This is a genomic window from Pseudoalteromonas luteoviolacea, assembly GCF_001696455.1.
Classification (GTDB): domain Bacteria; phylum Pseudomonadota; class Gammaproteobacteria; order Enterobacterales; family Alteromonadaceae; genus Pseudoalteromonas; species Pseudoalteromonas luteoviolacea_C.
Map to the genome: position 1 here is coordinate 1 of NZ_MAUJ01000023.1, position 12,866 is coordinate 12,866.

Consider the following 12,866-nt stretch of genomic DNA (forward strand, 5'->3'; position numbering starts at 1 on the left):
ATTTGTGTTCGAAAAACCGAGCGACAATTCAAGCACTAGACGAGTCTCTGCCACCTGGCTGACTCTGCTTCCTGGCTGACTCTGCTTCCTGGCTGACTCTGCTTCCTGGCTGACTCTGCTTCCTGGCTGATTCTGCTATTTAAAGCAAGCTCTCTCTTTACACACATTCAAGCGCAAATTAAACCGCTACCTGCCCTGACCTCGTGTGCAGCTAAACTATAAAAATAATGCAAAATCTCCAACAACCATCGCATTACTTTTATATAACTTATTTTATAAGCATAAAATTCAATTAGTTATGAGTTAAGAAAGAAACAGTTTCATTGCAATGTTTGATTTAAAAAAGCGAGGAAGTTGATGTGAGTACACCGAATAAATGAAGGGTAAATCTCGACCGACATAATTGGGCTAGGCCGAGACTATTTTACGTAGCAGTGAACCTTAACCACCGTCAGAAGGATCTTCACAGCTACCTATAAGTGGACAACTTTCAGGCCCTGGTTTTGGGAAGGAGTTATCTGAGCTGAAAATGGGTCCAAACAGAAATACACTTAACGATACAAAGGCCAATATTTTTGTAGTATTCATAATCTTATTCTTTATGGTTTAAGGGAAGCTCGAAAATATAAAACAACTAATTACTTAAAGTTAACCTGCTGCAAGGCGGCATCATTTATTTGAACAGACAGGTGCACTACACGCGCAGCATTGCTATCTACAGATATTCTTGGATATAAGCTGAGAAAAAAATCTTCCGTTACATGATAATGACGCCTATTTAAGTCAAAGTGATGTATATAACTTTTCAAGTGGTCATAGGTAGACCACACGATCTGATCTTCTCTCACGTGCCAACGTGTAATTGGCTCTAACCCAATGCGATGATTAAGTGCCTGTGCAACTCCTAGGTGCGAGTCCAAATAGGCGAGTTCGCCTGTTTCTCCGGCAACAACATATCCCTGAGAAGTAGGTCGTATCGAACGATACCCAGCTAAAAAAACATCACTAACTTCAGTGGCCAAGTCGTATCGTTGGATCTCCCATTTACCACCGACTTGAACACCATACAAAATGTACTTGTCATCTTGATAAAACACACCGTCGCTGCTGGAATTAAAGCTTGCTGTTAGATAATAGACTTTTTGCCGCTCTACCGAATAAACCGCTAAGCGATAATTCTCTTTAAACAGCATCCATTTGTGATCCTTGGATACATCGAGAAACTCTAATCGACTTTCACTTTGGTAATAAACATCGATATGTTTAGTTTTAACATTAAAACTACCTAAAGAGTTGCGATCGTCTTTAAGTATTCGAACCCATTTCAGGTCTTTATCCTGCGGATCGTACATCATGGACGCTATTTCTGGTCGCGTATCAATCACCTTACTTACTGCACCATCGCCAGAAAACGAGCGCTCAATATATAAACGTTCAGCTCTTTGCTGAGACTTCTTGATCACCACCAGCCCACCTTGATGGTCACTTTCAATCATATTTATCAAGGCACCATGGTTTTCATAGACGACATATTCTTTACGCTCTTTAATATTAAACAAACGGATCGAGCTATTGTTTAGGAGCAACAACTCGTTGTTATTTCGCCATACGACTTTCTTCAGTGGCATAGTACCGTCAATTAATCGAGTTTCTTGCTGGGTTGCCAAGTCATGCAAAACTAACTGGGTGCGACCAGCCTGCAAGTTCAAAGTCACTAAGCGTGTCCGATCTGGAGAAGTGCTTGCACTGACAATAAACTCGTCTGATTGGCTTACCGCAACCAAGCGTGTTTCTTGATAGCCTTCCAAGTCAATCGCATACAACATGAGCTTCGACTGGGGCGCATTTGCTAACTGTATAATGACTTCAGAACTGGTTCTGCCAAGCTGGATTTCACCAATTAAATACCGCCCTTCCAGTAAAGTCACCATGGCGCTTTCGGGATCAGATACGGTTAGCGGCAGTAACTTTAGAGATGAATTGCCCGTCAAGGAATTAGTAAATATTAACGCTTTATCATTTTGTGCAAATCGCACGAACGTGGCGTGGGGTTCCTTGGTCGTTAACTGGCGTGTCGTCTTTTCCAATTTATCATATAGATATACTTGGCTGTGTTCACTTTTAAATGCGCGACCAGTGAACGCGATATATCGCCCATCACGAGATACAGCGACGGATGTCTTTTCACCTTTAAATTCAGTCAACTCTTCGACACTAGATACCGTCACTTTAGTAGAAGGAAAAGACCAGCCTTCATTGATATAGGATATTGCTGCCCCGAGTATAAGCAAGGCGAAAAGTGCGATATAAATCAGTGGCTGATGTTGGTTGCTTTTTTCTTTGGTAGGGGAGAGTACGGCATTTATCGATTCGGATTCCAAGCGCACATCAGGCACAGGCTGCTCGATGGCTATCGGGTGCGATTCACATATTAGTTTATAACCACGTTTGGGAACCGATTTAATATAGCTAGGTGCGGAAATGTCATCGTCTTTAAAAATGACTCGCAATTTTTTGACAGTACCGCGCACAGCCGTATCTGTCACGATACGATCTGCCCATACATGTTCATGTAACTCTTCAATAGTAACGTATCGGCCACGACATTGATGGAGATATAAGAGCAACTCCATCACTTTGGGCTCGACTGCGATCTCTTCGTCATTAAGGAACAGCAAACGTTGTTCAAGATCTAAAACAAATTCCCCTAACGAAACCCGCATAATATCCTTTTGCAAATAATGATTCCCGGCAAACTGTACCAGTCACTTAATTGATAATAGATATGAAGAAACTTAAGTGAATAATACGAAATATGTAAATATTCATAAAAAAACCACCCACCAAGTGTACCAAGGAATTCCTTAACACATCAACCATAGCTGGCAAGAGAGAAGCTGAGAAACCCTTTAATAAATATACAGTTATAAATATGAAAAATTTTTTTACAAACTCTGCATGGATGAAATTGTACTTATTAAACATCTACTTAAAAGAGTTTTTAATGAATGTAACGCATTAAATTGTTTCAAGATCTTCGAAAATTACGTTGACACTTTTTCACAAAACGCAAAGCTGAAGCGCAAAATTTCTTTTATTTTTCACCCTTAATTGCCACTAATTGCCACTAATTGCCACTAATTGCAACATACTGAAACTCATTTAGACATTCAACTATTTAGATCAAAGTCTGTTCAACAAGTTAGGATTTAGGCGATTGTCTTGCTTATCAGGTCAATCTGATACGAAAAAAGTGGGAATTATAACAATCTGTACAACGAATCAATCATGTTGAGAGTAGAAATTAATGGGCCTATTTATGACGCTAAAGTGCAAGCCAAGGGCTATGGCAGTTGGTCTTGTATTTTTCACAATAGCGCCGATACGACAAGTCTCTTAAAAACTTGCAAAAAAAAGCGCTCAAAAAGAGCGCTTCAACAACCTTTACATATGAGTGAGAGTAATTAACTCACTCCTATTTCATGTTAGCAATATCGTCTTTTGTCGCGTTGACAGTTCTCCACGCATAAGACTCACCTTCTACGCCATACGGATGACCATGCGCGGTCCAGTTAGGGTTAGAGAAGTAGTCATATTGCGTTGCACTACCAAATACATGTGGATACGCCATAATACTCGTAAATACATTGTATACGCCATGGCCCATACCATCTGTATATACACCACCTGATGTATCACCCTGTCTGCGCGCATGCGTTAGACCTTGGTTATGACCAAGTTCATGTACAAATGTCGTTGCACCACAATCTACCGCCGTGATTGAGTACATTTTATCCACCTGTGAAGGATATAAATTACCATTACTACCTTGGCCAACCCAAGCAATACCACAACTAATCAAGTTACTGCCCGCAGACGAGCCAACACCTAATAACGCAACCATATCAGCACCATGCGTATTACGATACTGTGCGATTGAAGCACTATTAGTTAGCGAGTTTAACCAGTTTTCATCAGCTGTGACCTGTGCACTGCCAATAGAGTCTGACGCCACCAGGTTTAATCTCAAATTGATGTTATTTTGGCTGTAAACTTGATTTGAGAAAGACACTAATTGATTAATTTTTGTTTGGATATTAGATGTCTTTGCAGCCGCAGCATCACTGTACAAAATAGCGATATCGATCGTGTTTGCATGCGCGAGACCTGACGCAACGGTAAGCGCAGTCGCTAAAATTGCTTTTCTCATATTAATTTTCCTTTCCTGTTGTCTGTGTTTTTATTGGTGGAGAAAAGAGATCCTTTTCCCCTTCAGTGGGTGCACGCTCTGATGGCGAGTGTTCCACATGATTCTTATAAAGGTCGCGCTTTGCGGCTATCCAGCCATGCTTGCCATGGGACTCGAAGACGTAATTTCCTGAAGATACAGTAAACTGACCATAGATTGCATTGCTACCGACCGTCATCACTGAGTTATGAAAGCGGTTATCTGACCCCGTAACTTGTGCAAAAACGCTTTTATCGCCATTTGGAAAAACATCGACTTGAGTTACTTCCGCCCGATGCATTTCAGTTGTCTGTGGAATAGTCAGGTCAAAAGTATCGCCGACCTCTAATTGCTGCATCGCAGTCAGGTCAAACTCCACATACGCTTCTTCACTAATATCTCTAACTAATACCCCTGCTTCCACGAGCACACCTTTAGCTTCTTCAGAGATTGATGCAATTTCCCCAATATCTAACGGTAACCTATCTCTTTCCTGCACTGTTTTTTTAATTGCGCTAGATACAACTTCAACCTCTTTCACAGGCACACTCGGTGTGGGAGCAGGCACTATACTATTTACATTTTTTTCAACTTCCAGTGCACTTTCCGGCACATGCTCTACATGAACCAATTCGGGATTAGGCTTATAAAAAAACCAATAAGATATAGAAATAACTGAAAAAATTAGTAAAAAGGAAAGTTTATTCATTTTTTATTGTTCTTCTAATGGATACAGAGCGAATATAAAATGATCAAACAATTGTGTCAATAAAATTACACAATTATTTAACCAAACTGTAATTGTTATAACATAACGAATAATCAACACACATTGTGAGCAAAGTTCACACCGACCAATAAATGCAAAATACACAACACAAATTTAGATAGATCGTATAAAGGGCATTAAGTAGACAATATAATTAATGAATTCAGGATGTTGAAAAAATTAAAATGGGAAGGTGGTACCAACCCCACCTTACATCTAATAGAAGGCTACTTGCCGTAAAGGCCTATTAATCCTTCAGTGAGAAGAAGTGCAAAAACACTAAAGTGAGAAGTGTTCGGGATGATTTTGCTTGAGAGTTTAAACTCTTTGTATTGTCGACTTTTCAGTACTTCGACGAACTTGTGTAAATCTCTTTGAATGATGCCTTCATTACCACCCGCATAAACAAATACTTCTGCAGGTAATGATTGATTCTTTTCGGCATATTTTGATTCAATATTGAATATGACTTTGTCGTCATACCAATAGGATGGACTGCCTAATATGTAAGATTCAAATAGTGTCGGTGTTGTTAAGAGAATATAAGTCCCCAAGAGACCACCATATGAATGCCCGACAAAGGTTTTTCGATTTTGGTTGATGCGATATCGGTCAAAAACAAGAGGCAACACCTGTTTAGATATAAATTGCACGTAATTATCAGCCTGACCAGAGACCTTTTGTGCAGCCAAAGAGTGCCCTCCCGTTTCTTTAGGCGCGTAGGTTGGTGTGTAATCACGTGTTCGACTGAACAGCTTATCTGTACCTATAGAGTATGATATTCCCACCACAACAACTTCCTCAATATCCCGCCCTTCAATGAGATGCAAAATGCCGCTGGCTGTTGCAATAGAGTAACTGGTATCATTAATAAGAACTAACGGATAGGCTTTATTACTTTTGTTATAACCCTTGGGCAAACGGACATATAATTCGTAACTTTGTTGATTGAATTGAGATGTCATCGGGATGGTATCTGTATTATCAATTTCAAACTTTTTAGCAGCAAAAGCACTGCTCATCGTCAGAATATACAATAAGCCAACTAAAACTGTATTCATTAATAGTCTCATCACTAAATAAACGCCTTTATTTCTCAGCTAATGCTATTTTCTGTGTTGGTTCAAAATGCTCACTGCGCGCGATTGATAACCGAGCGTCAATTTCAGAAATTGTTCGAGAAAGCTGAGCTAACTGCTGCTCAGTCATCTTGTTATGCGAAACATAATTAGAATCGAGGTGCAGTGGGTTTATCGCACGACCATCTTTGTGTACCTCATAGTGGAGGTGACGCGCTTGGGACATCCCTGTATTGCCTAAGAACCCTATTACTTGTCCTTGCTTTACCTGCGTCCCAGCTTTAATACCTTTTGCGAATCCCTGTAAATGGGCATAAAGGGTACGGTACCCATGTTGATGTTGAATCAGTACACGGTTGCCAAAACTTCCTCCCCAATTGGCATTTATTACTGTTCCGTCTCCAGCTGCAAAAATGGGTGTACCAACTGGAGCACCAAAATCGAGCCCTTTATGGATGCGCGTAAACCCCAAAATTGGGTGCTTTCTTTTGCCAAACGTTGAAGAAAGGCGAGCGCCATTTAAAGGGGTTTTGAGCAAAAAGCTTTGTGCAACTCTGCCATCTGCAAAATAATATGCACTTTTGCCATTGTCATCCTTATGAAGATATAGCACCTGACGCTTACCTGCGGCCGAGAGGCTCACATAGCGTAATGCTCTTGGCATCGATTGTGGTCCAAGCAGGCTTTGAGTACTTAGCATATCAGCATCATAAAGTACCTCTAACTCATCGTTTTTATGCAATGCCCTTTGAAAGTCAATACGATGAGACATCACCAAAATCAACTTATTGATTATGCCAACGGGAATGCCAGCGGCCAGTGCATTGTTGAAAAGACTGTTACCGACCTCAACTTTGGCATACCTGGTAACTTGCTCAGTCGCCATCTTCAATTCACTCACGTGCCATTTGTCTTTTGATAATCGCACAACCAACATTTTTGCAAACCCCACTTGAAACATCACCGCAGTCACTTGGCGCTGATGATCGAGCATAAGTTGTAATCGTGTACCTGCAGTTATCGAGTTCAGATCCAACCAACTTTGAGTGGCCGAAGCCAAAGTAATTACTTGGCGAGGGGATAAGTTGTAAACCCGCAGTATCTCCATAAGTGACTGCCCCGCCTCCACAGTCACTATTTCAGTGGCTGTTTTTGGCTCCGACTCAATCAATAGCTTAACGCTTGGCTGAACAGCCAATATTTCAGCCTCTTTGGCGTCACTCGGAGGAAGTTTGCTAACCAGTTGTTGGGATGTTGACTCTTTTACTGGGGCACAACTCACCCCTACCACAATACACGCGGCATAAAAAAATTGATGTCGTTTCATAACTACTTCAGATCTAAAACAGCCAGTGGGTTGATTCTTTGTTCTCTGTGGATCAGTTCCAAATGAAGATGCGGGCCTGTCACTTTCCCAGTTTCACCTAACGTGCCAATAGACTGCCCTCCTGTCACCATTTGTCCCGATTCCACATTGATACTATCTAAATGGGCATATAAACTCTGATAGCCATTTTTATGCTGCAATAGAACCACTTTGCCATATCGGTGCGGTAGCGATTTATCATCTGCGATTAATACTTTGCCATCTGCTATCGCCATTATCCGGCTGCCAATAGGGGCAACAAGGTCAATGCCGCCATGAGGCTTCATGTTTCTGAACTGCGAAACATGTCCATAAAAAGAACTGATATTAAAATCGCGCATAGGGTTATGCCAACCCGCATCCATATTGCGTACAAACGGAGCGGCCTTAATATTGAGCACCGCTAAACAAACACTGACTAAAAGAAGGCTAAAGGCTAAGAGTAAAGGCTGTTTTGGTTGGGGCTTTACAATATGACGCAACCGAACCTTATAATCATCCAAGGTTAGCGCTTCAGATGAAAAATGCGCTACGCCAGTTACATTTTTTGACTCGACAGAGCGTTTTAAAATAGCTAACAAAGTCGCCGCGTAGTCCTTCTTATTCAATTGGAAGGTTGTCACTGTTCCTTGATCGCAGCGGCACTCCATGGCACCTACAAATGCTTGCTCCATTTTTCGAATATATGGATTAAACCAGAACAGGCAACTTAAAACACGCCAAATAACGAGGGCGATATGATCTTTGTTGCGAATGTGTACCAACTCATGATAAATCAGGGCCTGCTGCTGCGCTTTATCTAACCGCCAAAAATAATGGGGAATTATCAGAGTGGGCTTGATAACGCCAAATACAAATGGAGAGATGTTGCTGGGTATCTCAACACAGGGCGTATCGGTCCAATCTAAAGATAGTGGCTTCAGTGAAGACAAATGTTTCTTAAGCTTGTACCAATTAATCGTTAATCTTGCTAGCCTCAATAGACTGACACCAAACACCATCGCAAACATTAGCATCAATATATCCTGTGCCTCGATTATCATCGAGCTGGCATACGCCTCACTTAGCTTTATTTGCTTTTGCTCTATGTAACCGCCCATTTCAAGCAATATCTTGGGCACACTTCCAGTCGTGCTATCAATACCTAATGGCATTATCGGTAGCGCACTTAATATCAACACGCTCCACCACAACCGAGTGGATGCGGGGTGCTTGTAAGACATGCGCTTTGCACAATAGAACAAGATACCGCTCACAACAGACCAAAATAGTGCCGCGACAATAGGGCCAATTAGAGTGGACCACACCATAAAATGACTCTCCTATCCCTTGTCATTAAGCTCGTCTAGCAAAGTTTCTAATTCCTCTAGTTCATCGGCTTCAATTAAACGACTGTCCGCGAACATAGCAACTGGCAAAGGTCCATCCAATTCTAAAACAGACTTGGCAAAATCCTGAGCGTAAGCAGCCAAAGTTGGTACCTTATCTACCAAAGCGGTAAACGTTTTTTTATTGCCTAACTCACCCGGTTTTAATAATCCCTTCTCGCTCATTCGCTCCAACGTTTTACGCGTTGATGAATAGCTCCATGCAAATTCAGCTTCAATCGCATCATGGATCTCCCGGGCTGTTCTAGGTTCTTTCTTCCACAATAACTTTAGTATCTCTAATTCCGTACTATTTGGTTTCATATAGACCCCCCCTGTGACATATGTCGCACTTTAACACGTTAAAAAGTGCGACACAAGTCGCACCTAGGTAAGTACGATATTAAAACGCATCAAAAAATAATGCAGCAAGTGTGGCAAAATATAAAACTAAGGCACTGTTTAATCGAGGTTTAAAGATTGTTTAATTGACATAATATAGGTCTGTGACACAGGCACCTCAAGGTCATTTTCTAATATCAATACAAACCTTCGGCCTATTTTTTTAGTTGTTCTAACTGCGTCCTCAGCAACCCACCAAGAGCGATGAGTTTGAAAACCTGGAAAGTCTTCTAATTGGAGAAGTGCGTCTTTAAAACGCATCAACAAAAGGTGCTCACCATTGTCAGTAAACACTTTTAAGTAATGGTCATCCATCTGCAGACACAACAATTTACCACGTTTTTCCAGCGGCAGTTTACTTATAAACTGTACTACCTTGTCATTTTTAATAGATGCAGCTTTAGCCACCCCATCGGTAATTTTTTGCTGTTGCTCGGAAATAAGCAAGTGCTGTGCTTTGACATAATCCTTTATAAAGCTGACAAAGGTAATCAACCCACCAATAAATAAACTTGCAATAATCGACGACATGACTGAGGACCAATAATTGTCTTGTGCCCCAAAAAACGCGTCAATAATGAAAGGGGCCAGCAACCCTAACAACACACTTGCGATTGAAGTCGAAACGGCGAGACATACCCATTGGCGGTATTTAATACCATTAAACCTAGACGCAAAGGCTTTATTGCCAATTCTAATTGCAGGTGCATAGAGTCCATACCCGCTGAAACACATTACTAACCAAAACCCAAGTGCATATAGATAGCCTACATTGTGCATGCCAAATGGCTTTAAAAAGGCTAAAAAGCTCGCAAAGACAAATACTACAATGCTGTCTGAAACAATTTTCCTTATTGGCAATATCATATCTACCCTTTGAATTTTATAGTTATTTTTTTCATTTTTACGAATCGCCAAACTGATGGGGTCATTTCACGAAGTCTTCAACCCGTTCGCGAAAAGTCCATTGTTCTGCCGACCATAGCATTTTATCGTTTTTACCACAGAGCGCAATTGAGCGCTGATTCAACTTACCTTACTTGGAGTAAAAAATGAAAACCTTAGTAGCGACTTTAGCATGTTTAAGTGCCCCTTTATTCGCAGCAGAGCTTAAACTGACAATTAACGACATCAATGCACAGCCAGGAAAAATATACATTGAGATGTATAAAGGTGAACAACCATATATGTCAGGAGACGCATACACAGCGTCCATCGTAAAAGCACAACAAGGCACAGTCTCTACCCAATTCAGTAATTTAGAACCTGGTGCTTATGCCATTCGCCTATTTCATGACGAAAATAACAATGCACAACTAGACACTAATCTGTTTGGCATTCCCACCGAGGGCGTCGGCTTTTCTAATAATGCCACCATGCAATTTGGCCCCCCTTCATATCAAGAGATGACAATCACAATTTCACAAGGCAGCAATGTCGAGTCAATGGCAATTAGCTATTAAGGAGCAGGGATTATGGAACGCCGACAATTTCTCAAAGGTATGGTGGCAACGCCAGTTGTACATACGGTTTCACCTAATATAGTCTTAGCAGCAAATAATAAAACCAATGAATCGCTAATACTAAATCAAAAACGCTTTAACGCCGCGCTAGCACAAAGCCCTGAACTGATTGGGTTTAAAGGTACCGAAACGGATATGGGCCCTCAAAAATTAATCATTGAGGGGAAATTACCAGCAGATTTAAAAGGGGATTTTTATCGCAACGGTCCAGGGCGACACCAGCGTGCTGGTGAGCGCTACCTTCATTTATTTGAAGGTGATGGAATGATACACCAATTTAGTATTGCTCGAGGTGAAATCCACCATCACGCTAAATTTGTTCGCACAAACAAGTTTACTCAAGAAGAAAAAGCTGGAAAGTTCCTTTTCTCAGGCCCAGATAGTAAGCTAAAAGACAGTCTTGCGATCCCCTCACCGGACTCGATCAATACAGCAAATACCAATATTTTGCCAGTAAATGGCGAATTGTGGGCTCTGTGGGAAGCTGGCTCCCCAACTGCAATTGACAAAAATACGCTCGATACAAAAGGGCTCATCAATGTTGGCAATAAAACACCAAATGCAAGCGCCCTAAAAGGCCTACCTTTCTCCGCACACCCAAAAGTAGAAGCGGATGGTACTATCTGGAACTTTGGGTATGCGCAATCTGGCCATGTGGTTCTCTACCAGTTAAACAGCCATGGACAGCTTTTAAATGTTGGCATGGTGAATACCGGTTTCAAAGGCGGCATGTTACATGACTTTCTTATTACTCAGCACCATATAGTACTACTTCTGCCTTCGTTAAAACGAGATAGAACAATAGCTGGTGAATTCTCATCGATTCAATTTAATGCTCAGCAGCCAATGGACGTATTTATCATTAGCAAACAAAGCCTGAAGACAGTCAAGCGGTACGAATTAGATCCCGGGTTTGTTTTTCACTTTGGCAATGCATGGGAAGATAAGCAAGGCAACATCCATTTTGATGCGAGCCTCTACCCCAACGGAGAAGTGCTACAACACATGACACTTACAATGCAGGGAAACACAGACGCACCATTATCTCCCGCAAACACCGTGTTATTTACTCTATATAAAAATGGCAAAGTTCAAAAGCAACATATCGACGGTATCAGCGAATTTCCCCGAGTTTATAACCATATAACGGGGAAAAGAAATAGTCGGCTATTTACTCTGTCTTCTGTGCAAAGTGATGTTTGGAGTGATAGCGTTAGACGTATTGATCTCAATACTGAGAAACAAGACATTTATACTTATGGCAAGGACTACCTAGTAGAAGAACACGTGCTTGTTAACCAAGGTAACAAGGAGCAAGGTGGTTACTTGCTAGGAACCGCTCTTCATATTCCGAGTAGACGCACTTGTTTAAATATACTGCGTGCTGATGATATATCAGCAGGGCCAATCTGCCGAGCTTGGCTCCCCCACACGATTCCTTTGGGTTTCCACGGCAATTTCTTACCAGCATAACAAAATCGTGCAAAGGGTTAATAGGTGCAAAAGGTTAGCGACACCGAACGTAGTGAGTGCGTTTCTTTTACGCAAGTATGGTGCAAAGGGTTAACGACAGCGAACGCAGTGAGTGCGTTTCCTTTGCGCAAGGTGAAATAAGACATTTTAACAAGCGGTGAGGGACTCATGACCCTACAAGTTTCAATTATGAATGACTTAAAATAATGTCGAGAGAGTCCACCTCAACGTCAGTGAAAGCTGCTCTCTTCACCTTGCGCTAAAGTCGCGCTAAAGCACGATTTAGCACCATAAACGCAAAAAACCCGTCGCATTTCTGCAACGGGTTTCTCTAATTGGGCCCTGGCGATGTCCTACTTTCACATGGGAAACCCCACACTATCATCGGCGCTATTTCGTTTCACTACTGAGTTCGGCATGGGATCAGGTGGTTCCAAAATGCTATGTTCACCAGGAAATTCTGTATGCAAGATGTTTATCAACATCTTACTAAAATCTGGAAGCGTAATTAAATTCTTATCGTCTACTTTTATTCTTAACTTCTAACAAATAAAACCACTTTGGCGTTGTATGGTTAAGCCTCACGGGTAATTAGTACGAGTTAGCTCAATGCCTCACAGCACTTCCACATCTCGCCTATCAACGTTGTAGTCTTCAAC

General features: G+C 41.4%; 10 protein-coding genes and 2 rRNA genes. 2 read left to right on the forward strand and 10 right to left on the reverse strand.

The features are described 5' to 3' along the window. Nucleotides 1-638 precede the first annotated feature (638 nt). The 8 genes from A7985_RS25080 to A7985_RS25120 form a co-directional block, all read right to left on the reverse strand. Nucleotides 639-2,738, reverse strand: a complete 2,100-nt coding sequence (locus A7985_RS25080; protein WP_141685447.1) for a winged helix-turn-helix domain-containing protein — start codon at nt 2,736-2,738, stop codon at nt 639-641. Between the two features lie 737 nt (nt 2,739-3,475). Then, a complete protein-coding gene (locus A7985_RS25090) occupies nt 3,476-4,210 on the reverse strand; it encodes a zinc-dependent metalloprotease family protein (RefSeq protein ID WP_065793122.1) in 735 nt (244 codons plus the stop codon). A 1-nt stretch (nt 4,211) separates the two neighbouring features. Beyond that, complete coding sequence (locus A7985_RS25095; protein ID WP_065793123.1) at nt 4,212-4,937, reverse strand: hypothetical protein; 726 nt, start codon at nt 4,935-4,937, stop codon at nt 4,212-4,214. A 287-nt stretch (nt 4,938-5,224) separates the two neighbouring features. Then, nucleotides 5,225-6,058: an alpha/beta hydrolase gene (locus A7985_RS25100; protein WP_065793124.1), complete on the reverse strand. Its 834-nt coding sequence runs from the start codon at nt 6,056-6,058 to the stop codon at nt 5,225-5,227. Nucleotides 6,059-6,086: 28 nt separating this feature from the next. Then, nucleotides 6,087-7,403, reverse strand: a complete 1,317-nt coding sequence (locus A7985_RS25105) for a peptidoglycan DD-metalloendopeptidase family protein (RefSeq protein ID WP_065793125.1) — start codon at nt 7,401-7,403, stop codon at nt 6,087-6,089. 2 nt (nt 7,404-7,405) lie between these two features. Beyond that, nucleotides 7,406-8,752 carry a M23/M56 family metallopeptidase gene (locus A7985_RS25110; protein ID WP_065793126.1) on the reverse strand — a complete coding sequence of 449 codons (1,347 nt, stop codon included), beginning with the start codon at nt 8,750-8,752 and terminating at the stop codon, nt 7,406-7,408. Nucleotides 8,753-8,764: 12 nt separating this feature from the next. Next, nucleotides 8,765-9,133 (reverse strand): BlaI/MecI/CopY family transcriptional regulator, encoded by a 369-nt coding sequence (locus A7985_RS25115; RefSeq protein WP_065793127.1) that lies wholly within the window; start codon nt 9,131-9,133, stop codon nt 8,765-8,767. 138 nt (nt 9,134-9,271) lie between these two features. Continuing rightward, a complete protein-coding gene (locus A7985_RS25120; protein WP_065793128.1) occupies nt 9,272-10,078 on the reverse strand; it encodes a LytTR family DNA-binding domain-containing protein in 807 nt (268 codons plus the stop codon). 185 nt (nt 10,079-10,263) lie between these two features. Here A7985_RS25120 and A7985_RS25125 point away from each other — a divergent pair, with 185 nt between their 5' ends. Both A7985_RS25125 and A7985_RS25130 read left to right on the forward strand, forming a co-directional pair. After that, nucleotides 10,264-10,674: a DUF2141 domain-containing protein gene (locus A7985_RS25125; protein WP_065793129.1), complete on the forward strand. Its 411-nt coding sequence runs from the start codon at nt 10,264-10,266 to the stop codon at nt 10,672-10,674. Between the two features lie 12 nt (nt 10,675-10,686). After that, nucleotides 10,687-12,207: a carotenoid oxygenase family protein gene (locus A7985_RS25130; RefSeq protein WP_065793130.1), complete on the forward strand. Its 1,521-nt coding sequence runs from the start codon at nt 10,687-10,689 to the stop codon at nt 12,205-12,207. A gap of 340 nt (nt 12,208-12,547) precedes the next feature. Here the strand turns inward: A7985_RS25130 and rrf are convergent. Beyond that, nucleotides 12,548-12,662, reverse strand: a 5S ribosomal RNA gene (rrf, locus tag A7985_RS25135). 115 nt (nt 12,663-12,777) lie between these two features. Then, nucleotides 12,778-12,866: ribosomal RNA gene (locus A7985_RS25140) — 23S ribosomal RNA — on the reverse strand; the annotation flags it as partial.

Excerpts from the sequence above, each read along its gene's own strand:
- A7985_RS25090 (WP_065793122.1), bottom strand. The coding sequence starts at position 4,210 with ATGAGAAAAGCAATTTTAGCGACTGCGCTTACCGTTGCGTCAGGTCTC.
- A7985_RS25095 (WP_065793123.1), bottom strand. The coding sequence starts at position 4,937 with ATGAATAAACTTTCCTTTTTACTAATTTTTTCAGTTATTTCTATATCT.
- A7985_RS25100 (WP_065793124.1), bottom strand. The coding sequence starts at position 6,058 with ATGAATACAGTTTTAGTTGGCTTATTGTATATTCTGACGATGAGCAGT.
- A7985_RS25105 (WP_065793125.1), bottom strand. The coding sequence starts at position 7,403 with ATGAAACGACATCAATTTTTTTATGCCGCGTGTATTGTGGTAGGGGTG.
- A7985_RS25110 (WP_065793126.1), bottom strand. The coding sequence starts at position 8,752 with ATGGTGTGGTCCACTCTAATTGGCCCTATTGTCGCGGCACTATTTTGG.
- A7985_RS25115 (WP_065793127.1), bottom strand. The coding sequence starts at position 9,133 with ATGAAACCAAATAGTACGGAATTAGAGATACTAAAGTTATTGTGGAAG.
- A7985_RS25120 (WP_065793128.1), bottom strand. The coding sequence starts at position 10,078 with ATGATATTGCCAATAAGGAAAATTGTTTCAGACAGCATTGTAGTATTT.
- A7985_RS25125 (WP_065793129.1), top strand. The coding sequence starts at position 10,264 with ATGAAAACCTTAGTAGCGACTTTAGCATGTTTAAGTGCCCCTTTATTC.
- A7985_RS25130 (WP_065793130.1), top strand. The coding sequence starts at position 10,687 with ATGGAACGCCGACAATTTCTCAAAGGTATGGTGGCAACGCCAGTTGTA.